This is a genomic window from Candidatus Mancarchaeum acidiphilum (genome assembly GCF_002214165.1).
Taxonomy (GTDB): Archaea; Micrarchaeota; Micrarchaeia; order Micrarchaeales; family Micrarchaeaceae; genus Mancarchaeum; species Mancarchaeum acidiphilum.
The window spans coordinates 17842-40201 of sequence record NZ_CP019964.1; the positions used below are offsets into that span (position 1 = coordinate 17842).

Annotated in this window: 31 protein-coding genes, 1 tRNA gene and 1 pseudogene; 27 read left to right on the top strand and 6 right to left on the bottom strand. The window is 41.7% G+C overall.

The annotated features are described in order from the left end of the window. Positions 1–10: 10 nt before the first annotated feature. Positions 11–208 carry a hypothetical protein gene (locus Mia14_RS00110; RefSeq protein ID WP_088819538.1) on the top strand — a complete coding sequence of 66 codons (198 nt, stop codon included), beginning with the start codon at positions 11–13 and terminating at the stop codon, positions 206–208. A 25-nt stretch (positions 209–233) separates the two neighbouring features. Here Mia14_RS00110 and Mia14_RS00115 read toward each other — a convergent pair whose 3' ends face one another. From Mia14_RS00115 to Mia14_RS00130, 4 genes are read right to left on the bottom strand one after another with little or no spacing between them, the layout of a single operon-like run. After that, positions 234–1532: a signal recognition particle receptor subunit alpha gene (locus Mia14_RS00115; protein ID WP_088819539.1), complete on the bottom strand. Its 1299-nt coding sequence runs from the start codon at positions 1530–1532 to the stop codon at positions 234–236. Between the two features lie 32 nt (positions 1533–1564). Then, positions 1565–1807 carry a PRC-barrel domain-containing protein gene (locus tag Mia14_RS00120; RefSeq protein WP_088819540.1) on the bottom strand — a complete coding sequence of 81 codons (243 nt, stop codon included), beginning with the start codon at positions 1805–1807 and terminating at the stop codon, positions 1565–1567. A 60-nt stretch (positions 1808–1867) separates the two neighbouring features. After that, entirely contained in the window at positions 1868–2425 is a 558-nt protein-coding gene (locus tag Mia14_RS00125) for a hypothetical protein (RefSeq protein ID WP_088819541.1), read from the bottom strand. Beyond that, positions 2418–2645, bottom strand: a complete 228-nt coding sequence (locus Mia14_RS00130; RefSeq protein ID WP_088819542.1) for a histone-like protein — start codon at positions 2643–2645, stop codon at positions 2418–2420. Before Mia14_RS00130 ends, Mia14_RS00125 begins: the two co-directional genes overlap by 8 nt. Before the next feature lie 226 nt (positions 2646–2871). On the opposite strand from Mia14_RS00130, the gene trxA reads away from it, so the two are divergent. The 11 genes and pseudogenes from trxA to mtnP all read left to right on the top strand — a co-directional run bounded on the left by trxA (position 2872) and on the right by mtnP (position 11987). Continuing rightward, the gene (gene trxA / locus Mia14_RS00135) at positions 2872–3207 is read left to right on the top strand and encodes a thioredoxin (RefSeq protein ID WP_088819543.1); all 336 of its coding nucleotides are present in this window, start codon (positions 2872–2874) and stop codon (positions 3205–3207) included. A gap of 29 nt (positions 3208–3236) precedes the next feature. Beyond that, entirely contained in the window at positions 3237–4511 is a 1275-nt protein-coding gene (hisS, locus tag Mia14_RS00140; protein ID WP_088819544.1) for a histidine--tRNA ligase, read from the top strand. A gap of 133 nt (positions 4512–4644) precedes the next feature. Beyond that, entirely contained in the window at positions 4645–4959 is a 315-nt protein-coding gene (locus tag Mia14_RS00145; protein ID WP_088819545.1) for a 50S ribosomal protein L30e, read from the top strand. Between the two features lie 12 nt (positions 4960–4971). Then, entirely contained in the window at positions 4972–5400 is a 429-nt protein-coding gene (locus tag Mia14_RS00150) for a 30S ribosomal protein S12 (protein WP_088819546.1), read from the top strand. Positions 5401–5405: 5 nt separating this feature from the next. Further along, entirely contained in the window at positions 5406–6296 is an 891-nt protein-coding gene (locus tag Mia14_RS00155; RefSeq protein WP_157891404.1) for an uS7 family ribosomal protein, read from the top strand. Positions 6297–6308: 12 nt separating this feature from the next. After that, positions 6309–8501, top strand: coding sequence for an elongation factor EF-2 (locus Mia14_RS00160; protein WP_088819548.1), 2193 nt, complete (start codon positions 6309–6311; stop codon positions 8499–8501). A gap of 145 nt (positions 8502–8646) precedes the next feature. Beyond that, positions 8647–8994 (top strand): annotated as a pseudogene (gene rpl7ae / locus Mia14_RS00165) (50S ribosomal protein L7Ae); the annotation flags it as partial. Positions 8995–9074: 80 nt separating this feature from the next. Continuing rightward, positions 9075–9314, top strand: a complete 240-nt coding sequence (rps28e, locus tag Mia14_RS00170) for a S1 domain-containing protein (RefSeq protein ID WP_088819550.1) — start codon at positions 9075–9077, stop codon at positions 9312–9314. 9 nt (positions 9315–9323) lie between these two features. After that, entirely contained in the window at positions 9324–9533 is a 210-nt protein-coding gene (locus tag Mia14_RS00175; protein ID WP_088819551.1) for an eL24 family ribosomal protein, read from the top strand. Between the two features lie 358 nt (positions 9534–9891). After that, positions 9892–11157, top strand: coding sequence for a Glu/Leu/Phe/Val family dehydrogenase (locus Mia14_RS00185; protein WP_088819553.1), 1266 nt, complete (start codon positions 9892–9894; stop codon positions 11155–11157). Beyond that, positions 11157–11987 (top strand): S-methyl-5'-thioadenosine phosphorylase, encoded by an 831-nt coding sequence (gene mtnP / locus Mia14_RS00190; protein WP_088819554.1) that lies wholly within the window; start codon positions 11157–11159, stop codon positions 11985–11987. Before Mia14_RS00185 ends, mtnP begins: the two co-directional genes overlap by 1 nt. A 9-nt stretch (positions 11988–11996) precedes the next feature. Here mtnP and Mia14_RS00195 read toward each other — a convergent pair whose 3' ends face one another. Further along, positions 11997–13055 (bottom strand): LamG-like jellyroll fold domain-containing protein, encoded by a 1059-nt coding sequence (locus Mia14_RS00195; protein WP_124216857.1) that lies wholly within the window; start codon positions 13053–13055, stop codon positions 11997–11999. Between the two features lie 123 nt (positions 13056–13178). Between Mia14_RS00195 and Mia14_RS00200 the strand changes: the two genes are divergently transcribed. Next, complete coding sequence (locus tag Mia14_RS00200; RefSeq protein WP_088819556.1) at positions 13179–13427, top strand: hypothetical protein; 249 nt, start codon at positions 13179–13181, stop codon at positions 13425–13427. Positions 13428–13476: 49 nt separating this feature from the next. On the opposite strand, the gene Mia14_RS05105 is transcribed toward Mia14_RS00200, so the two are convergent. Beyond that, positions 13477–13577: transfer RNA gene (locus Mia14_RS05105), tRNA-Ser, on the bottom strand. Positions 13578–14158: 581 nt separating this feature from the next. On the opposite strand from Mia14_RS05105, the gene Mia14_RS00205 reads away from it, so the two are divergent. The 14 genes from Mia14_RS00205 (at position 14159) to Mia14_RS00270 (ending at position 22326) form a co-directional block, all read left to right on the top strand. After that, on the top strand, positions 14159–14575 hold the full coding sequence (locus Mia14_RS00205; RefSeq protein ID WP_088819557.1) for a translation initiation factor IF-2 subunit beta: 417 nt from the start codon (positions 14159–14161) through the stop codon (positions 14573–14575). An 11-nt stretch (positions 14576–14586) separates the two neighbouring features. After that, positions 14587–14889, top strand: coding sequence for a translation initiation factor eIF-1A (locus Mia14_RS00210; RefSeq protein ID WP_088819558.1), 303 nt, complete (start codon positions 14587–14589; stop codon positions 14887–14889). A gap of 112 nt (positions 14890–15001) precedes the next feature. Beyond that, positions 15002–16219, top strand: coding sequence for a Cdc6/Cdc18 family protein (locus tag Mia14_RS00215; RefSeq protein ID WP_088819559.1), 1218 nt, complete (start codon positions 15002–15004; stop codon positions 16217–16219). 12 nt (positions 16220–16231) lie between these two features. After that, positions 16232–16750, top strand: a complete 519-nt coding sequence (locus tag Mia14_RS00220) for a hypothetical protein (RefSeq protein WP_088819560.1) — start codon at positions 16232–16234, stop codon at positions 16748–16750. A gap of 3 nt (positions 16751–16753) precedes the next feature. After that, a complete protein-coding gene (locus Mia14_RS00225) occupies positions 16754–17098 on the top strand; it encodes an Rpp14/Pop5 family protein (RefSeq protein WP_088819561.1) in 345 nt (114 codons plus the stop codon). A gap of 221 nt (positions 17099–17319) precedes the next feature. After that, positions 17320–18015 carry an archaeal proteasome endopeptidase complex subunit alpha gene (locus tag Mia14_RS00230; protein WP_088819562.1) on the top strand — a complete coding sequence of 232 codons (696 nt, stop codon included), beginning with the start codon at positions 17320–17322 and terminating at the stop codon, positions 18013–18015. A gap of 16 nt (positions 18016–18031) precedes the next feature. Further along, positions 18032–18718, top strand: coding sequence for a ribosome assembly factor SBDS (locus tag Mia14_RS00235; protein WP_088819563.1), 687 nt, complete (start codon positions 18032–18034; stop codon positions 18716–18718). Positions 18719–18722: 4 nt separating this feature from the next. After that, positions 18723–19334, top strand: coding sequence for a KH domain-containing protein (locus Mia14_RS00240; protein ID WP_088819564.1), 612 nt, complete (start codon positions 18723–18725; stop codon positions 19332–19334). Positions 19335–19346: 12 nt separating this feature from the next. Further along, positions 19347–20090 (top strand): exosome complex exonuclease Rrp41, encoded by a 744-nt coding sequence (locus Mia14_RS00245; protein ID WP_088819565.1) that lies wholly within the window; start codon positions 19347–19349, stop codon positions 20088–20090. Between the two features lie 20 nt (positions 20091–20110). Continuing rightward, positions 20111–20881, top strand: coding sequence for an exosome complex protein Rrp42 (locus Mia14_RS00250; protein WP_232780228.1), 771 nt, complete (start codon positions 20111–20113; stop codon positions 20879–20881). Positions 20882–20886: 5 nt separating this feature from the next. After that, a complete protein-coding gene (locus tag Mia14_RS05215; protein WP_088819567.1) occupies positions 20887–21162 on the top strand; it encodes an eL43 family ribosomal protein in 276 nt (91 codons plus the stop codon). A 3-nt stretch (positions 21163–21165) separates the two neighbouring features. Beyond that, positions 21166–21540 carry a hypothetical protein gene (locus Mia14_RS00260; protein ID WP_088819568.1) on the top strand — a complete coding sequence of 125 codons (375 nt, stop codon included), beginning with the start codon at positions 21166–21168 and terminating at the stop codon, positions 21538–21540. A 49-nt stretch (positions 21541–21589) separates the two neighbouring features. Continuing rightward, positions 21590–21721: a TFIIB-type zinc ribbon-containing protein gene (locus Mia14_RS00265; protein ID WP_088819569.1), complete on the top strand. Its 132-nt coding sequence runs from the start codon at positions 21590–21592 to the stop codon at positions 21719–21721. Positions 21722–21789: 68 nt separating this feature from the next. Beyond that, the gene (locus tag Mia14_RS00270) at positions 21790–22326 is read left to right on the top strand and encodes a hypothetical protein (RefSeq protein ID WP_088819570.1); all 537 of its coding nucleotides are present in this window, start codon (positions 21790–21792) and stop codon (positions 22324–22326) included. Positions 22327–22360 lie beyond the last annotated feature (34 nt).

Below are 22360 nucleotides of genomic sequence, written 5' to 3' on the forward strand. Positions count from 1 at the left end.
GTGAATTAAAATGACGGAAACAAAAAAGAAAAAATCAAAAGTTACGAAGAAGGCAGCTAAGAAGGTTGCTAAAATAGTAGTAAAAAAGGCAACAAGCATGGCAAAGCCAAAGAAAGCAGCTTCTAAGCCAAAAGCCAAAAAGGCACAAAAGCCAGCGTCAAAGACTGTAGCCAAAAAGGCCAAATCTTCGAAAAAGAAGAGCAAATGAAACGCTAATTTTTGATTTTTAAATTTCAATTGTTAAACCCGGGGAAGATCTTGCGGATATCCCTGCTGTTCTTAAGCATATTGAACGATTTCTTCATTTTGTTAAAGTCCGCTATCATGCTTCTGACATCGCTTTCAGCAGTGCCGCTTCCTAGAGCTATGCGGTGTACCCTGCTTGGGTTGTGAAGGAGCTTCTCATCATTCCTCTCATCATTGGTCATAGAGGCTATTATGACCCTGTATTTCTTGAGCTTCTCCTCACTCTGGTCTATAAGCTCCTTCGGGGCGTCAACCGCACCCATCATCTTAAGCACATTTTTAAGAGGGCCCATTTTGTTAAGGGTCTTAAGCTGGCTGTAGAAGGTATTGAAGTTGAGCTTTTCGGCATTTACCTCGTCCGGATTCAAATTTGCCTCTTTGACGGCTTCATTGACGTTGTCAATCAGCTTCTTTATATTTGGTATGCCTAACAAGCTGCCTATGTAATCATCAGGGTTGAATGGCTCAAGGTCATTGAGCTTCTCCCCTGTGCCTATGAACATTACATGAACCTTGGCGGCATTCGTTGCGCTTAGCGCCCCTCCTCCTTTGGATGAGCCGTCCATCTTTGTGACTACCACACCGTCTATGCCTACGGAATTATTGAACTCCGACGCCTGCTTGCCCGCAACCTGCCCTATGTCCGAGCTTATGACAAGCACCTTTTTGTCTGGGTTGAAGGATTTGGTTATTCCGCTTAGCTCATCTATAAGATTCGGGTCAAGGGCGCTCCTGCCTCCTGTGTCGCATATTATTACAGGCTTGTCCTTCAGCTCCTTGAGCCCTTCTGCCACTATCTTTCTCGCATCCTTCTCGCCCCTAATCCCAAAGAAACCAACATTTGCTTGCTCTGCAAGGGTTTTCAGCTGCTCGAAAGCGGCAGGCCTAGTGGTATCGCAGCAAATTATTCCGCTAGCGAGCCCTTTGTTCTGGTAGAACCTTGCAAGCTTTGCAGCCGTAGTGGTTTTTCCCGATCCATAGAGTCCTAGAAGCAGTATTCTCTGGCGCTTGAGCTCTGGCTCGTACCTATCCCCTACGAGACTTACAAGTTCGTTGTATACAATATCGGTTATGTAATCATTAGAGGGGATTCCTGCAGGGGGCTTGCTCTTCAATGCCTTTTCCTCTATCCTCTTTGTCAGGTCAAGCACTAATTCAACGTCAACATCTCCCATTATCAAGGTTTTCTGTAGCTCCTTGTTGAACTCCCTTATAACCTTAGCGTCGATTATGGTCGAATGCGTCAGCTTTGCCAAAGCCTTCCTTAAAGAATCTCCAAAATCCATCTGAATTTACCATTAAAAAATTTAAGCAATGCTTATTTTATCTTCTCCGTTCCGACTATAACACTTTCAGATATGTTCTTTACCCTCTCATAATTGACGGTGTTCTTCTTGAACTCCTCTCCTTTGCTCTTGCCGCTTGCAAGATCCTCAAGCTTTACCAGCATCAAGCTGTTGACGCTGCCGCTTTCCATGTCCAATATTATGTCTTCAACATATCCAAGCTTGTGCCCCGTGTTCGTTATTATCTCCTTTCCATACAAATCGGATGTAAGCATTTTATCACTGAATAACTTTATCTTTTAAGGTTTATAAACCTATTATAAAATAAGGGGTAATTATTTTATTCTGTAAATTTTTTTGACCGCAAATATCCTGCTTATGTACTCCTGCATGTTTTCCAGGAGCTTGGCTTTGTCATTATTGAGCTCTTTGAGCTCGTTCTCATCAAAAAGGTCTTTGTGGTTCTCTACAAGGTCCTTAAGGTAAGTGTCGGTCAGGTAGTAGCTTTTCGCATTGCAGTGCTTGCATATATAGGTAGGTATTATTGGTATATTGCTTTTTTTCAGGGTTGCTTCCGATCTTGAAAGATCCTTTGAGCCGCATTTCGGGCAAGCTTTGTCAAGCTTTACGTCCTCGTATACCGATTCCCTGACATCCTCAAGGCCATTGGCCTCTATGAATCCGTCTGCGAAATCCCTGGCCGATTTCCCATCCGATTCGATCAGCTTCTGGTCAAGAACTCCACCAGTCAAATCGAACAATGTCTGCAATATGGCGTCTTCCACCGGTTCCCAAACCATGGTCACCATCCCAGTACCCTCAGAATAAAACTCAAGCTTTATACTATGTGTGGGGCTCTCGCTTATGAAAGCTTCCCCCGAACTTTCACTCAATCTTCTTCACCTTTACAGAATTTTTAATTATAGCCTGTTCAATATCATCATGCGTTATCATAGCATGCTTCTTTATCTTCGCATTGTTCACGGCCTCCTTGGCTATCTTTCCCGCCTGCGAGTCCAAGAACTTTATTATGCTTTCTATCGCGTCATCGCTGATCCTTACCTTGTATTTCTCCTTGACATAATTTTTTATGGTCCTTTTGGATATAGGCATTGTGATCAACCATTATTCAGCACTCAAGATCTTCTTCATTGCAAAAGCTCAGAAACGCGAAACTCATCATCCGATTTATTATAGATTCAAAATAAATAAACCTTTGCTTTTGAGCGTACAGGCAAAATAGCATATGCAAAAGCTCTGCAATAATGGATTTCCAATAAAATTTTTTAGAGCAATATTTTAATATTTATAACCCAAAAATATATTATATGTGATAAAAATGAGTGCAGAAGAAAACAAGGTAGAAGCAGTCAACTCCGGAGATTTTGAAGAGAAAGTCCTAAAATCCAAGGTGCCTGTCGTTGTAGACGTATGGGCCGAATGGTGTGGGCCATGCAGGATGTTCTCACCTATAATAGAGGAAGTAGCACCGGAATACAATGGAAAGGTAAAATTCGTAAAGCTGAATGCGGACGACAATGAAGACATCGCGGCGCAGTACAATATAATGAGCATCCCAACATCCCTTCTAGTAGTAAACGGAGAGGTAAAAGCGGAAAATGTAGGTGCGGTGCCAAAAGCGGTCCTAAAGAAATGGATAGACGAAAATATTTGAATATTTTGAATTTTGAATAAGATGTTTTGATGGTTGACCTGCCTTTTCCGAAGGGATTCAGGGACATGCTGCCTAATGAGGCGCTGTTCCGTAGCAAAATGCTGAGAAGAATAGAGGACATCTTCCAGCTTTACGGGTTTATGGGTATATACACCCCAAAGCTGGAATCAATGAAGCTCCTGCGTGCAAAGGAATCTATAGGAGAGGAGAACAAGCTGATTTTTGAGTTAAAAAACGAGGGTTTGGGCTTAAGGTATGACCAGACCGTGTCATTGGCGAGATATTTCATAATGCACTCTAACTTGCCCTTGCCATTCAAACGTTACTCGATTGGCGAAGTCTGGAGGATGGACGAGCCCCAAAGGCTCAGATATCGTGAGTTTACCCAAGCAGACATCGATATAATAGGAGGGGATAGCGTAAAGGCGGATGCCGAGATTATAGCAGCCGCATCAAAAGTCTACGAAGCTTTTGGAGTGGACTACAAGATATCCATAAACGACAGAAAGATGCTTGACGAATTTTTTGCAAAACTGAAAATCAGTAAAGAGAACCAGTTAAAAATAATGCGTGCAATAGACAAGATCGATAAGCTAGGCATCACAGGAGTAAAGGAACTGATAAAGGAAAGTGAGCTAAAAGAAGAGCAGGTAAATGAAATAATAAAGCTGATATCATTTGAGGGTACCAATACTGAAAAATTAAATTATATTAAATCCTTAATTGGAGAGGAGCCTGCCTCAGAGATTGAGAATACCATTTTGCTTTTGGAGTCCTACGGAATAAAAGCAATCCCTTCCATTGACTTCTCTACCGTTAGGGGTATTGATTATTATACCAGCATAGTATTTGAGTTCAAGACAAGCGGCGAAAATGCGGCATTGGGGGGAGGAGGCAGATATGACAATCTGATATCAAACTATGGAGGCAAACAAATAGGCGCTGTCGGATTTGCCGTTGGGGTTGACAGGCTTCTGGATGTATTAAAATTCCAGGAATCAAAGGAGATAACCCCAGCAGAGGTATTCATTTCAAACATAAAAAAAGAGAATTATCAATATGCATTGAAGATCGCCAATGACCTGAGATCACATGGAATAAAGGTGGATCTAAACGATTCGGACAGAAATCTATCCAACCAGCTTTCATATTCAAATGCAATAGGATTCAAGTATACAATATTCATAGGGCCGTCGGAGCAAGAATCAGGAAAAGCAAAAGTACGCGACATGAAATCCGGCACGGAAACATTGGTGGAAATTCAAAAGATAAGTGAGTTTTTTAAAGCTTCCACAACCAAATAATCTTAAAAACAGCACGTTAAAGCCTAATAAAACGTTAGTTTTAAAAGGTATTGCATTGTAATAATAACATAAGTAGGCATATTGCTCTATTGGTAATTTGCATTCTAACTTAAACATAATAGGAAGTGTAATTATGACTGAATCGACAAATAATATCCGTCTTGCTGTAGATACAGGAGAGGCGGCATTGGGATTAAACAGCGTTATTGGTTCTATAAAAAACAATACAGCCAAGCTTATAATATTGGCCAAAGTGAATGATAACGACATACTTGAAGATATCCAGCACATGGCAAAGGTCGCAGAGATAAGCGTGCAGTTATTCGAGGGGAATTCAATGGACCTTGGTTCACTATGCGGAAAACCTTTCTCGGTATCCGCATTGTCAATCATAAATCCAGGTGCTTCCGATATTTTAAAAGGGCTCGAAAAAAAGAGCGATAAATAAAGGTGTTATAACATGCCAAATGGTCAATTTGCAGCTAGAAAATTGCTTACAGAAAGGAAGCATCAGCGTATGCTTAAGAAATGGTTGAAGAGAAGGAAATTGAAGCTTAAAGCTAAATACGATCCTGTAGGTACAAACCCACGTGCAAAAGCACTTGTCCTGCAGAAGTACTCCGTAGAACAGAAGCAACCTCATTCAGGACAGATAAAATGCGTCAAAGTACAGCTCATAAAGAACGGCAAAGTGGTTGGCGCATATGTGCCAAATGAAGGCGCAATAAACTTCGTGGACGAGCACGATGAAGTTACAATAGAGGGCCTCGGTGGGTCGCAGAGAGGACAGATGGGTTGCATACCTGGATTGAAGTACAAGGTAGTAGAAGTAAACGGTGCCAACCTTAGGCTTGTAGCCAAAGGAAAGAAGCAGAAGCCAAAGAGATGATATCCATGCCTGTCGATAAGAAGAACACTAAAAATTCCAAGGAATCCAAATCCAAGGAGAAAGAAAAGGAGCAGAAGCCAGAGATTAAATCCAAAGCTTCCGAAGAGAAACATGAACATCCTGCTGCAAAAGAAGCAAAAGAATCAAAGAAGGAGCAAGCAGCAGAAGCAAAAGAAGAGAAGCTAGAAGAAAAGGCCGAAGAAAGAAAAGAAAAGAAATTAGAGGAGAAAGAAGAGGCCAAATCAGAAAAAGAAAAGGAAAAATCAGAGAAATCCGAAAAGAGCTCTTCAATAAACAAGATAAAGCTCTTCAATAAATACGATTATGACGTTTCAGTGGACGATCTCAGCCTTAGGAATTACATAAATCTAAAGCCTATGGTCAACCCTCTCACATACAGAAGAGGAAGCGGCAAGCCATTCTCAAAAGCGAACATTAACGTGGTAGAAAGGCTCGAAAACTCCTTAATGAGGGGAGGTACAGGAAGCAGGATCGGAGGCCACACCATAAGGACCGAAGGAAGGCTTCAGGGAAAGAAAATAAAAGTAATGAAAATAATAGAGGATGCTTTTGACAATGTCCACAATCAGACAAAGCTGAACCCTCTGGCCATCTTCATAGTGGCATTGGAGAACAGTGCACCTATAGAGGACACGACAAGGATAAGGCAGGGAGGTACGGTATCCAACATATCTGTGGATGTAAGCGCAAGCCGCAGGCTCGATATCGCTTTGAGGAATATTGCAACTGCTTCAATAATAGGGGCATTCGACAATAAAAGGAAGATAAGCGATGCTCTTGCTTCGGAGATAATACTTGCATCAAGAAATGATATAAACAGCTATTCGATCAAGAGAAAGAACGAAATAGAGCGTATGGCTAGAAGTGCAAAATGATGGTGCTTTTTAATGGTAAGAAAAGAGTATATTGTTGAAGAAATAGTAAAGATAATGAAGAATACAGACCAGATAAGGAATGTAGCAATCATAGCACACGTCCATCATGGAAAAACTACATTGACAGATTCATTGCTGGCAAGGGCGGGCCTTATATCAAAGGCGGCTGCAGGAGATGCATTGTACACGAATTATGAGGCTATAGAAAAGGATAGGAAGATGACTATTAAGTCTGCCAACATATCATTAGGTTTTCCTTATAACGGAAAGGACTACATAATAAACCTTATAGATACCCCCGGGCACGTAGATTTTGGCGGAGGTGTTACCAAAGCAATGCGTGCAATAGACGGAGTCATTCTTGTTGTAGATCCCGTAGAAGGGATAATGCCCCAGACTGAAACAGTGCTAAAGCAGGCGTTGAAAGAAAAAGCAAAGCCAGTTCTATTCATAAACAAAGTCGATAGGCTTCTAACCGAACTTAAGCTCAGCCCCGAAGACACATTCGCAAGGATATCCGCCTTGATAGGAAGCATAAACAGGCTTATAGACAAGAATGTGCCCGAGGAATTCAAAGGCCAATGGAAAGTAAGCGTGGAAGACGGAAGCGTTGCAATGGGTTCGGCTTACAAGAAATGGGCGATATCAAAGCTCATAATGGAAAAGTACCATACAACATTCAAGGACATATTCGCATTGACTGCAGCAGGTGACGAAAAGAAGCTGCAGGAAGTCGGGCCTATAGATGAAGCAGTATTGGCTATGATAATAGACCATTTGCCAAGCCCAAAAACTGCACAATCATACAGAATACCTCATATATGGAAAGGAGATATGAACAGCGAAATCGGAAAGTCCATGTCTCTTGTCGACGACAATGGCAAAGCGGTAGGTGTAGTATTCAACTTAACATATGACCAGCACAGCGGAGAAGTGGTCGTGGCAAGGATATTCTCAGGGACCATCAAGAAAGGTACTGAAGTCCACATCTCAGGCCAAGCCTCAACCCAAAGGGTACAGATGGTAGGGATATACATGGGCCCCGACAGGATTATCGTAGATGAGATACCTGCAGGCAACATAGCTGCCATAATAGGCTTAAAGGACCTTAGCATAGGGGATACCTTAAGCGAAGAAGAAATAGAACCTTTTGATCAGATAACCCACTATTCAAAACCTGTAGTCACAAAAGCGATAGAAGCCAAGGATTCCAGGGATACATCAAAGCTTATAGAGGCATTGAGGGAATTGTCAAAAGAGGATCCGACTATACAAGTAGAAATAAACCAGGAGACAGGAGAGCACTTGGTAAGTGGTATGGGAGAGCTGCACCTTGAGATAATTGAAACCAAGCTGCGCGACAATTTCAAGATCCAGATAATCTCAAGCCCTCCTATAGTAATCTACAGGGAGACGATAGCCCAGAAGGCGGGCCCTGTTGAGAGCAAGACTCCAAACAGGCATTCTAGATTTTACATGACTGCCGAGCCTCTTCCAGATTCTGTCCAGAAAGCGATAGATGATGGAATAATAAGAGAAGGCAAGCCCAAAGGGCAATCTGCAATAGAAGACCTTGTTTCAGCGGGGCTGGACAGGGCGATTGCAAAGAACACCGTAGACGTCTACAACAAATGCATACTTGCAGATATGACCCACGGAGTCCAGTACATGAACGAGGTAATGGAGCTTCTGATAGACGGATTCGAGGAAGCGATAAAGGACGGCCCATTGGCAAGAGAGAAATGCGCAGGTGTACTCATCAGCATAGTTGACGCAACAATACACGAGGACCCAGTACACAGAGGGCCTGCACAGGTAATTCCTGCATCAAGGAACGGTGTATACGCATCAATGCTGGAAGCAGGTGTGTTCCTTCTCGAGCCTATGCAGATATATACAATCGAATCGCCTCAGGACTATATGTCCGGGTTGATAACGTTCGTCCAGAGCAGGAGGGGGCAGGTCCAGGAGATAACACAGGTAGGAGAAGATGTAAAGCTGGTGTCAAAGATGCCGGTTGCAGATACTCTTAAAGGGTTTTCGAATGATATGAGAAGCCTTACCCAAGGAAGGGCTACCTGGTACACAGAGTTTGCAGGATTTGAAAAGCTGCCTACAAATATACAGCCACAGATAGTAAGAGAGATAAGGTCAAGGAAGGGACAGCCTCCAGAGCCTCCAAAGGCATCCGATTTCCTCGAATGAGGGAATAGGATGTTCTGGGGCAGGTGAACGAAAGGTATTTATAAGTGAATAACAAACTTATAAATGCGGAATAAGGCTTAAACAGCCTGCGTTCACTATTTCATAAATTTATGCTAACCAATGAAGTTAGATCTAAGGTGTAAAAATGGCCGAGGTATCAAAAGAAATTTTGGATAATACATACGAAGCTTTACAATCGGTAAAGCAGTCGGGGAAGATAAAGAAAGGAGTCAATGAGACGACAAAGAGCATAGAGAGAGGCATGGCCATGTTCGTGGCTTATGCGTCCGATGTTCAGCCTGCAGAGATAATAGCCCATCTTCCAAAGCTTTGCGAAGACAAGAAGGTACCGTTCATAGAGGTACCAAGCAAGCTAGATCTTGGAAAGGCAATAGGGCTTAACGTCCAGTGTTCTGCAGTATCTGTAGAAAATGCAGGAAGTGCAGAATCAAGCTTGAAGTCAATAATCTCAAAGATCACCGGAAAGTCCTCCGAGAAGAAAGAGTCTCAGGCAAAAGAGGCTAAGAAGGAGGAAGCGAAAGAAAGCGCATCCGAGAAGAAAGAGTGATTATAATGTCAGAATCTCAATTGCCTGCACCCCAGTTCTCAGGTTTCCTTGCTGAAATAGTCAGCATAGACATGAAGCACAAGACTGGGATGTATGGGGAAGTATACCTGGTATCGTGCAAGATACTTGAAGGAAAGGACAAGGGCAGGATTATAAGGAGAAATATGATAGGCCCTGCAAAGCCAGGAGATGTTATAAGGCTTCCAGATACAAGCAGAGAAGCGAGAGAGATAAAGGTAAAATGAGGGATTTTTATGAAGTGCTCCTATTGTTCAAAAGAGATAAAGAAAGGGACAGGAATACTATACGTTTTCAGGACTGGAAAGGTAAATTATTTCTGCTCCAATAGGTGCTATGTCAACAGCATAGTGCTAAGGAGAAAATACAACAGGAAAGAATCCTCAAAGGCAAAGGAAACCGATCTCTCGAGGGTCATAAAAGCAGAAGCCAAAGAGCAGAAATGATCGGGAGCACGATGCCCGCAAGCAAAAGGTTTCACGAAGGCTCGAGCAAATCGGGAAAAGTGCCGATAACATCAAAGCTCTTCGTTCTGTTTCTTATTTTTTCATTTTTGGTTGGTTCTAGGCGTTTTATACTACACCGAAAGAACAAGAGAGAAAGCAGGGATACGGACCTGCTCAACTAATTTTCAATTACACATCCCGATGTACTAAAAATTTCACCTCTGGTGAATATCCTATATTATTCAGTATGCAAAGCCATACCGCAACCCTAAATGCCGCAAGCATAAGATATAGGCAAATTCTCGCAAATCTACAAACAGTTTTTATTTTTTTACGCAAAAATAGAATCGTGATTGATATGGCAGAAGAACTTAATCCTTTTAAGATAGCACAGGAACAGCTTGACCAAGCTGCAAAGATAATGAATTTGGATGAAAATGCGCACCAAATATTAAGGGAACCTTTTGAGATAATAACCGTTCACATACCTGTAAAGATGCATGACGGATCCGTCAAGCTTTTTGAAGGCTTCAGGGTGCACCACAACAATGCAAGAGGGCCAATGAAGGGAGGCATAAGATTCTACCCAACAGAAACAGTTGACGAGGTAAAAGCGCTTTCTGAATGGATGACATGGAAATGTGCCCTTGCAAACCTTCCTTTTGGAGGTGCAAAGGGAGGCGTCATTTGCAATCCAAAAGAATTGACCGCGAATGAACTGGAGCAGCTTTCAAGAGGCTACATAAGAGCGGTAAGGGCATTCGTAAGCCCTAAAATAGACATCCCTGCCCCTGACGTCTATACGACTCCCCAGATCATGGCTTGGATGATGGATGAATACAGCAAGCTTGTAGGCCATAATGAATTCGGTACAATAACAGGGAAGCCATTGGAGGTAGGAGGGTCAGAAGGAAGGAACGATTCAACTGCAATGGGGGCCATGTTCGTGCTCAGAGAAGCGGCAAAGAAGCTGAATATTGATTTGAAGACAGCCAAAATTGCAGTTCAAGGTTTCGGAAATGCCGGGATGTTCGCTTATACTCTTTCAAAGAAACTTTTCGGAGCCAAAGTTGTAGCAATAAGCGATTCCAAGGGAGCAGTATACGATGAAAAGGGGCTTGATCTGGATAAGCTCGAGAAGGCAAAGAAAGAAACCGGTTCAGTGCAGGGATACGAAGGCGGAAAGAAGCTCACGAATGAAGAACTACTGGAAAGCGATGTGGACATACTAATACCTGCAGCGATAGAAAGCCAGATAACTGCAGAGAATGCAGGAAAGATAAGGGCAAAATTAGTATTAGAACTAGCAAACGGGCCCGTGACACCTGATGCCGACAAGATCCTATTCGACAAAGGAATATTGGACCTTCCCGATTTCCTGGTAAACAGCGGAGGCGTGATAGGGTCGTATTTCGAGTGGGTGCAGAACAATGAAGGATACTATTGGACAGCAGAAGAGGTATATTCCAAGCTCGATACAATAATAACAAAATCCTTCTATGATATGATGAAGGTTCAGGAGGATTACCTTTCAAAAGGCACAAAGATAACCCCAAGAAATGCAGCCTACATAATAGCTGTTGACAGAGTGGCAAAAGCGATGAAACTAAGAGGATGGTACTGATGGCAGAAGCAATTCCTGTGCACTCCAATGCAAAGATAGCGATAATCGGCGGTTCTGGGCTCTATTCACTTTTTGAAGGGCAGACCGAAGAAGTTGAAGTGCAGACAAAGTATGGAAGTCCAAGCGGCAAGATCTCATTAGGCAAGATAAATGGCAGGGATATAGCATTTCTGCCAAGGCACGGAATAAACCATACCATACCTCCGCACAAGATAAATTACAGGGCTAATATAGAGGCACTTGCACAGCTTGGAGTCGAAAGAATCATCTCTACGACCGCAGTCGGTTCGCTAAGTGTAGAGATAGAGCCAGGAGCATTTGTATTCCCAGACCAATTCATAAATTCCACACATCGTTCCGAAGAGACCTTCTTTGACGGGCCGCAAGTAGCCCACATAAGTACCGCGGATCCGTACTGCGAAGAGATACGTTCAATAGCAATAGATGATTCAGACAATCTTGGAATAAATTACATTGATGGGGCTACAGTGGTAACCATAAACGGCCCAAGGTTCTCGACCAAGGCAGAATCAAAGATGTTCCGGTCCTTAGGGGGAGATATAATCAACATGACACAATACCCTGAGATAGCATTAGCAAGAGAAAAAGCAATGTGCTACTTTTCTATCGCCATAGTGACAGATTACGATTCAGGATTGGAGGGCAGGGAGGACATAAATCCTGTCACAACCGATGATGTAAATAGGAAGTTCGCAGAAGGCATAAAGAGCTTAAGGCTGCTTTTAGATTCGCTTGCGAAGGACATACCAGAAAAAAGAGGATGCAGCTGCTCACATGTCCTTGACAATGCATTCATGAACAAGATGTAAGAATCCTGCTCATCTGTCAAAGTAGTTGTAGTTGTCTACCCATCCTCCATTGAAGTTTCCGCTGTAGAACTTCCCGCCTGCCGTATTCCCCGAATAATCGTTTTCGTTCCCATTAAGCGGTATCCATGATACCAGATTAATCAAATCAACCGGAGCGCCAGCTATATTCTCATCGTACATGTCCGATATCACAGCAGAGCCCAATGAAGCATTGTATATCTGCACATTCGAAATTGATCCGTTGAACCAGAACCTGCCGGACATAAGCGGGGAATCCATATTTCCCAAAGAAATGTAATTGGTAGGGAGATTTGTATAGCCCGGTGCGTAAGTTTTATTGACTAATCTGCCATTTATGTAAAGGTCCAGATAAGTGCCATTGTAGGTTTCTGCGACGAAGTACCAAGCCTTGTAATGCCCAAAAGGGTAATTTGTATACGCCCACTGCGCACCGCCATAAGTTTTATTGTAAACGCAAGCAGCTGCCTTGAAGTAATCAGGGTTTCCAGAGTCAAACACCACAGGTGTACCAGTCGAAGGAGAATAAAACAAGTTTATTGAAGCAGGATATGCGGGAGCAGCCAGAAGTATAGTTCCATTGTCTTCAGGACCATATGTACTAGAGCAGACATCATCGCCTATTGATATTGGCATTTGCTCTCCCATTGAAGTAGGGCCATTAACATAAATCCAAGCACTTACAGAAAACTTTCCCGTATTAAGGTACTCCAAAGTGGTAAGTGATGCGCTCACATTGCTGTCCTTTCCATTAAACCCTCCTACAAATTTAGGCAGCAGGTATCCACATTCACCAACCAAAGAAAGCCCAGAAGCTTGGCCCGGTCCATAAGGCCTTTCCACGTAACAGCCCCCTGGCTGAAGCCTTGGCTCAAACGTGAGCGGATTGAATATCCCTAAAGTATATAATGCAGCAAGTATTATTGCTATAACTAAAATGGCCCACCCATATGTCATAAGGTATTCCATAGCGCTCTGCGATTTATAATTAGTCGACAATCTTTTTTTAGAATTAAGCGCCATGTCTGATTTAGATCTTAACCAGTCCACATATCCACCAGTGATAATTATTGTAGTTTAATATATTTAATCATTGAGTTTAAATTCGGAAATTTTTGAAACTGCACAAACTTAGAAAGCAATAAATAAAGAGGATGTAAAAGTATATTGAGAATGGATAATATGAATGTCGATGACAAGCTATATTTTATCAACAAGCTGCTCAGGGATAATAAGTTCCATGTAACTGGGTTTTTGCTGACCAAGGACTACATTTTTATCAAATCCTATAGGTTCAGGACTAATTACTATTTTATCATTCCCCGTCTGGCAGCCCCATCCTCATTGGACTCTATAGACAAGCTTATGCGCTACAATACAATAAATGATAATAGGGTACCAATAAGCTTCATAGATATCTGAAATATAGGAACAGGTGCACAATTATCTTCTGTATTCAAAAAATAAACTGCGCCGGAGGCGAGAATCGAACTCGCGAAGGCTTTAAAGCCAAACAGCTTAGCAGGCTGCCGCCCTTTAGTGCCTTTTAAAGTACCACTAGGCTACCCCGGCATTTATTGAATGACTCAAATTCGCATAAAACCCAAATAAGATAAACAAGTTATTATCGCATTCAGTAAATAAACTTTATCCTATATAACTATAAATACCTTTAGTTTAAGTTCCAAGATACAAAACCTAAAAGACGGCAGAAGCCGATCAAGCATGTAAAGTAATTAAAAGGTGTTATGCAAATCCACTCAGTCCTGTATCCTAAAAGCATAACCTAATTGCACGCAGTTTAATCCGCAATATGCTTAAGGTTGCTCCTTCCGGCCTGGCCTGATTCACATACCAGGTTATCGTTTAGGGCAGAGCCTCAACACTTCTTTGCACTCTTTTTTAATTCCCTTATATACCTGACCGACATGTAAGCCCGCCTTTGAAGGGATTTGCGAACGGAGAACCCTTAGCTCCCCGGCCTATCTGCCGTAACTATAAGGAACATGCAATAATTTAACTTTTTTGATAATTAAACTTTAAAGCAAGCCTTTTTAGGAAGGTGCCGCAATCAGACAGCCGATATAGAAATATATATATAATTAGAACAACAATTAGTAAGTGACGTTTCAAGCTAATTGATAGGTGTTTAATTGGAAGATAAAGAATATACAGAACTATTGCATAATGCTTTCTCGAAATTACCCAACTTGGAGGAAGAGCACCAAGATTTTGTCATACCAAAGGTAGACTCAATGATACAAGGGAACAAGACAATAATCAAGAACATTAATGCAATAGCAGACAGGGCAAGGAGGAAAAGAGAAGAGATATCAAGATACTTCGAGAAGGAATTGGGAGTCCCTACGTCATTGGAGGACCAAAGATTGGTCATCACTGGAAAATTCAGAGAAGAAGATCTGAACAAAAAGCTGGAGAGGTATTTCAATGTGTATGTTATATGCAGAGAATGCCATAAGCCCGATACCCATCTGGAGAATGCGGGGAATGGGATGTACTATCTAGTATGCGAGGCGTGTGGTGCAAGGTATAGCCTAAAGAGCTACTGATAAGGTGTATAATGATGTATAATAGAAAAAGCAATCCAAACTCTCCTCCACCTCAATTGAGGATTCCAAAAGGCAATGAGACAGCAGGCAAAGTCGCAAAAGTTGTTGGGGCCTCAAAGTTCATAGTGAACTGTGCAGATGGCAAAGAGCGCCTTTGCGATATACCTGGCAGGTTCAGGCGTAGATTCTGGATAAAGGAAGGAGATACCGTTCTGATACAACCGTGGTCTGTCCAGAGCGATAAAAGAGGGGATATAATATGGAAATACAGCATAATGGATGTAGATAAGCTGCATTCTAAAAATTATATATAAGCCTTCGAAAAGGCATAATTTGTTTTTAATTTTTTATTCCATTTCATGGAAACAATTTAAATAACATAATTCAAATTTAATCATAGAGTTTGAACTGTAATAAGGGGGGCACATGCAAACATTGAACGATCTATTAGCAGAATCAAAAATCTTCCAGAACAGGGAGGTGCTTTCTCCGCATTATATACCAAAGAAACTTATATTCAGGGAGAAAGAAATAAACGACATAGAAAAAGCAATAGCCCCTTCCCTGAAAGGCGAAAAAGGCAGGAATCTATTTATTTATGGCAAGACCGGCACCGGAAAGACAACTTGCACAAAATATGTGATAAACGAGATAAGTACGCTCCCAAATATAAAGACTAAAATATCCTACATAAACTGCCGGATATACAATTCAAGATACAGGGTGCTCAACAAGATTGTAAGCGACCATCTGCCAAATTATGCCAAGAGGGGATTTGGCACCGTTGACTTATATGAGAAGCTCATAAACTGGATGGAAGAGGACACAAAAGTCCTTGTAATAGCATTGGACGAAATAGATATGGTAAAAGACCTTGATGATTTAATATATACCTTAACACGGATAAACAGCGATATAAGGTTCGGCGGGGTAAGCATAATAGGGATATCAAACAACGTTTCATTCAAGGACGACCTTGATCCCCGCAGCCTGTCTGCCCTATACGAATCGGAACTGGTATTTCCATCATATTATGCAAATGAGCTTTATGCAATAATAAAAGATAGGGTAATTGAGGGATTTAAGGAAAATGCGATATCGGATGAAGTTCTGCACTACATTGCGGCTGCGGCAGCCAAGGAAGGCGGAGATGCAAGGTTCTCATTGAACGTCCTTTCGGAAGCCGGAGAATATGCAGAACTAAACAACGAGGATTCCGTAAAGATGGCAGATGCCGAAAAAGCAATACAAAAGGCCGGAGAAGATGCGGTCTATGAATTAATATCAACACTTCCATATGACCAAAAGCTTGTCCTATACTCCATAGTGCTTATAGCGGAAAGCGGAGGTTCATACAAGAAACTTAGCGATGGAATAGACACTTACATATTCAGCGGCGAAATCTACAGCAGGTACAAATCACTGGCGGAAGGGCTTCACAAAACATTCAAGAGCGAGAGATGGTACCGCAATTACATATCGGAGCTGGAGACCTATGGGCTAATATCATCATTTGAATCCGGAAAAGGCATAAGGGGCCATACAAAGCTTATAAAGCTTATATATCCATCGAAGAAGATAAAGAAAGTGATCGAATCCGATCTATTCAGCGTTTCAGACCCTAAAAGCCCAGATGAAAAATAATGCGGTGTTATATTGTATTATGATTTAGCAAATTTTGATTATGCACCATTAGGAATATCCCCAAGAGATTTGGGATTTAACCAAATATTCAGGGCAGGGATTGATGTCAAATTACTTGATGTATCATCAAACAATGGGGATTTCAGCGGATCAATAGTCTACAATTCGGATTTCAAAAGACTGATGTCAAGGATGAGGGAAGGTGCATCAGGAGTGCTACTAAATGATTATGTTTTGGAAAAAAAATTCATACAGTTCCTTTCACAAAATGACAACTTCCTTATACTTTCAATAAATAAGTTGCTTGCGGATTCAGGTTTTTCAAGGCAGAGAGACCTGCTGTTCATGCGCAAGATGGTCAGGTACCTTGAATCAAGCAGGATAAAGTTCTCAATAGTCACATTTGCAGAAAATCCGGTGCTCCAATACTCCAGGATGCAGCTTTTGTATATATCCCAGCTTGTCTTTTCAAACCCCGATCATGCCAAAGAGCATATAACCAATTTAAAGGATATCATAGTAGAGGGATGAAGGATGAGGGAGAAGCACAGGTATGTACTGGTAAAGTCTTCTGAAACAATAAAGGCACTGCTAGGGAGTGAGTATACCAAAGATCCAGGCAAAGCGTTTTCAAAGTTGATGAACAGGTACTTATTATTTGAGCTTGGAGATGTACATTATTCGGATGCCAATCCACAAGTTGCAGCCATCCTTGACGATAAGACATTCATATTGAAGGTGCTCCTTAATGGATTCAGGGATAGTGTTATAGGATTGGCGTTTATAAACAAGGTTAACAACATTCCCGTTTCTTTTACGACTCTTAAAAGCTCTGGAACTATAAAATCCATAAAAACCTATTACAAATCGAAGCTCTGAATTTATATCCCAAAAAACGAAGAGTTGCCAATAATAAAAAGCAACAAAATTACCTTCGGGTGAAATAAGGTTTGAATACCTTTTTATACTTTTATATACATATACTTCCATTGATTTTAAATTAATCTACAGACTTAATGCAAAAGCTATAAGGATTCTAATAAAGCATTTTGCAATCTTTGATTTAAAGTCGAGAATCGGTATTTTATTTAGGTGAAAAGATGTATCCAAACATACAAGCATATGACAGAGGGGTTATGTTCAGTCCAGATGGGAGGCTTTTTCAGGTTGAATACGCCAAGGAAGCAGTTAAAAAAGGATCAACCGCTATAGGAATAGTGGCAGATGCAGGGGTTGTCATTGCAGCCCACAGGAACATCAATGAATCTTTGGTAGTGCCTGAAACATTGCAGAAGATCTTCAAAATAGATCCGTATATATGTGCTACATATAGCGGAATGATATCTGACGGGTTGCACCTTGTCAGCATGATGAGGGAAAAGACCCAGAGCCATAGGATGATATACGACGAGACAGAGCCTGTCGAAACGTTGGCAAGGGAAATGGCAGAGGAGATGCTTACAGCTACAGAGTATGGGGGCTTAAGGCCTTTTGCAGTTTCAACTCTTGTAGGAGGCGTTGATACAAAGCCAAGGCTATTCGAAGTAGACCCTGCAGGTGCTTTGGCAGGATACAAGGCTGATGCAATAGGATCGGGCAAAAAGACCGCAACGGAGATTCTATCCAAGGAGTACAAGGATGGAATGGCGTTGGATGAAGCGATAAAGCTTGCAGTTTCAATAATAAAGAAGATAAATGAAAACAAGCTGGATTCAAACAACCTAGAGATATCAACAATTTCAAAAGGCAAGGGATTCAAGTTTTTTGATCAAAAAACTATAGAGTCTTACTTTTGATCTTTAAGTGACTTTAATGGAATCTAAAATAGTCATAGCAAAATATGGTGTAGGCAAAGACGAGTTTGAAATATTGGTGGATGCCGACTTGGCATACCAGTATATAACAAATAAAATAAAGGACCCCATCACAGTGCTTGAGACAGAGGAGATTTTCAAGGATGCAAGGAAGGGTGAAAGGCAGAGTGAAGAAAAGCTCAAAAAGGCATTTGGCACAACAGAACTGCCAACAATAGTGGATAAGATATTGAGGAAAGGCAATGTCCCTATAACAACAGAGCAAAAGAACAAGCTCCTAGAAGACAAGAGGAAGCAGATAATAAACATAATAGCAAGGAATGCAATAGATCCAAGGACAAACGCACCCACACCATCATTAAGAGTCGAAAATGCTATGAGCGAGGCAAGGGTTTCAATAGATCCATTCAAAAGCGCAAGTGAACAGATTGAAGAAGTGATAAAAAAGATAAACATGATTTTGCCAATAAAATTTGCAGTTGCAAAGATAGAAGTTTCTATACCTCCGGAATACGCAAGCAGATGCTATGGAGTCCTGAAGGAATACGGAATAAAATCGCAGCAATGGCTCAAGGATGGCAGTTTGCAGGCAGCTGTTGAGTTCCCTGCAGGAATGCAGTCCGAATTTTTCGACAAAATAAATAAGCTTACACAAGGTAAAGCTGTTACAAAGATTTTAACGTGATTTGATGAGACGTTTTGTTTTTCCTGGCGAAATGATACTTAATTCGCCTACAGAATTGAGCTGTTCGTACATAGATAATGATAAGACTTATTCAAAGGTGCTTGGGCTTTTTGACGAATCATCAAAATCCTTGATACCTCTCAAATCCGTATGGGTGCCGCACATTGATGACAAGGTAATAGGAGTAATAAGCGACATCGGAAGAAACGGCTCATACAGCGTTGAGATAAACCCTCTTGTGAAAGGTGTTCTGCTCACAGATAGAAGGGAGAGGCAGAGATTTTATGTTGGAGATATAGTAGAGGCAACAGTAAAAGAAATAGAGCACAAGACAACAGTTGTGCTAGAAAGGGCCATGCTTCTCAAAGATGGAATACTAATGCACATCAATACCGCAAAGATACCAAGGCTTATGGGCAAAGAGAACACAATGATAAACGAGCTGACTTCGTTTACAAAGACCAAGATAGCTGTAGGCAAGAATGGCTATGTTTGGATAAAAGGTGAAAATGCCAATAAGGCGATAGATGCGGTGCTTAGAATAGAGTCAGAAGCGCATGTGCCTGGATTGACTGACAGGATAAAAGACATGCTTGAGAATGAGAATAAGGAATGACAAGGTGGTAATTTGGCATCATCATTAAATAAACCAAAATTGATAATCAATGGAAAAAGAATAGACGGGAGAGGTTTCAATGAGCTCAGGCCATTGAAGATAGAAGCGGGAGTATTGAAGAACGCTGACGGTTCAGCTTATGAAGAGTGGGGCAATAACAAAGTGCTTGCAGCAGTCTACGGTCCAAAAGAAGCGCCAAGATATCTGGCAGATCCTGAGAAAGCGGTTATAAGGGCCAAGTACTCAATGGCATCCTTCTCCGGGCTTGATGGTCACGGAAGGTCGGCTCCATCAAGGAGAGAAGTTGAGATATCAAAAGTGACCTCTGATGTGTTTTCCAACATAGTTGAGGTTTCACAATTTCCAAATTCTGTGATAGAAATAGACATAGAGATACTTCAAAGTGATGGAGGAACGAGAGCAGCAGGGATAACTGCAGCTTCAGTTGCATTGGCAAATGCGGGCATACCTATGAAGGACCTTGTCTATGCGGTAAGCGGTGCAAGGATCGAGGACAAGATGGCAGTAGATGTGAATATGATAGAAGACAATTATTCCGATGCAGATATACCTTTCGCTATTTCGCCAAGGAATAATGAAGTGCTGCTTTTGCAGTTTGACGGTGGGGTTACACCGGAGCAGATGAAGGAGGCGGAGAAGCTGGTCCTTGAAGCCGGGAAGACTATATCCCAGATACAGAAGGATGCGCTGAAGAAGTCCTATGAGGACGTATCCGCGAAATATGAAAAGAAGTGAGGTGTATTTATTTGGATGCAATGTCTAAGATGAAATCAAATTATGTAAAGAAGCTTTCCGAAGAAGGGAAGCGCGAGGATTCAAGAGACGCCTTTAGCTTTAGAGAGATAAAGATAACCAAGGGCATCATAGAGCACGCAGAAGGCTCTGCGCAGGTAGATATCGGGGATACAAGAGTGATTGCAGGGGTGAAGATGGTAGTTGAATCGCCCCATGATGATACGCCAAATGAGGGAAACTTGATAGTGTCCGTTACGATATTGCCTATGGCGGCCACGGAATACGAATCCGGGCCTCCCTCGCCTGAAGAAATAGAGCTGTCAAGGGTTACCGACAGAGGGATTCGCTCTGCGGTGTCAATAGACCCTGCAAGCCTTTTCATAGAAGAGGGGAAAGTGTGGAGCGTGTACGTAGACGTATACGTGCTCAACTACAGTGGAAACATGCTCGATGCGGCAAGCATTGCCGCGATGGCAGCGCTAACCAACGCAAGAGTGCCGGAATACAAGGACGGTTCAGCCAATTATGAAAAGAGGGACAAAAAATTAAGCATAAAGAATGTGGTAACTTCAACAACATTCGCAAAAATCGGGGATTCATTGTTCCTTGACGCGAACGAGAATGAGGAATCCGCGATGAATGCAAGGCTTACCATACAGGTTGATGACACACAGATAAGGGCCATGCAGAAGGGCCTTTCAGGGAGCTTTACGATGGAGGAAATAAATAAGCTTATAGATATTTCTTTTGATAAACATAAGGAACTGAAAGGGCTTATAATAAAAGAGTGATTAATATGTCAAGCGGAAATATAAGATACGGAGCTACAATAAGGAAAAGGAAAAGGGCAGTAACACAGCAGAAGATAGCACTTTATAAATGCGAGTCCTGCGGAAAGAACTCGGTAGAGAGGATAAGCACTGCTATATGGAGATGCAGGCATTGCGGCAAGATCTATGCTGGAGGAGCTTATACATTCACCACAGCTATGGGAGCGATTTCCAAGCACTCTCTTGATTCGGTCGGGAAGTCTCAGCGCACGGCAGTGCAGGACAGCTCCAAGCAGGTGTAAGCCTTGGAAAACAAAATATCTATTACATATGCCCCTATACATGAAATTATCGTTCATGAAATAGTAAAGGTAGAGCTCGAAGACCTTAAAAGGGAGAGGGTAACGCCATCAGGCACCCTTCCGCTTTATTGGTGCAGTGGGATAATATTCTCTTTTTCCTCACTTCCTATGTCAAGGAAGGTATTGGATGATTACCTTGACGGCAGAATACATTGGATGGAAGTCCATTTCTCACAAATGAAGGAGTATTCTTCCTCAATAGAACTGAAAGACGAACAGCATTATTCAGGGAAGATTGAGATAAGGGTAATAGATACATCAAAATCCAACGTACACCAGGAATTCATAAAGTGGCTTAAGAAGAATACTAAGGTATAAATATTATCACGAAAGATAATTAGTGCTAAAATCTGATAGAGGTATAAAAATGGACTATATTTGTGCAAATTGCGGCAGGGACGTAGATTACAATGAGAATTTCATAGCATGCAGCTACTGCAATTCAAGGATAGTTATAAAGAAAAGGCCAAGTATACCAAGAGAAGTATCGACCGATTGATTTTTTCGGTCCCAACCTAGTCCTGAATTAATGAAAGTTTTAAAAACATTGAGTATCAAGGGTATTCAATGGACAACAAGCAGCAGGCTGGAAAGGCACTGCTCATAATAATTTTATTGCTCTTTATAGCGTTAGCTTTCCTTATATTCATAGCGCTGAAAGTGTACCTGCCAACAACAATTTACAAGACCGACACCATTTACCTTTACCATAATTATAACTCTTCTATCAGGGCAAATATAACATCTGATCCTTATATGGTAATTATAGGCACACTTAACCTGAAAGGCCCTGGAATCAACGATTCCATTCCAATATACAGATCATCTTCGGGTGTTGCATGCCCTTCAGAGTCAACTACAGGATTGCCCTGCCCTCTGCCAAATGAAATTATACTATTTAATGAGCTAAAGCCCTTGTCCCTCTACAATCTTTCCTTCACAGGATCTGCGTCCCCTATATGCATAAAGGGAAATATCTGTCCATTCGTTAATCTGAACACGTCCGCACTGCCAGACTACATAGTAGCGCTTAGGTACAGCAAGGAAATAGAAACAGGGCCAAATGCCAGCACTATAAATATATCAGTGTCATTAGAGAACTAAAAAGCATATAAAAAATCTGGAAAACGAGAATAAG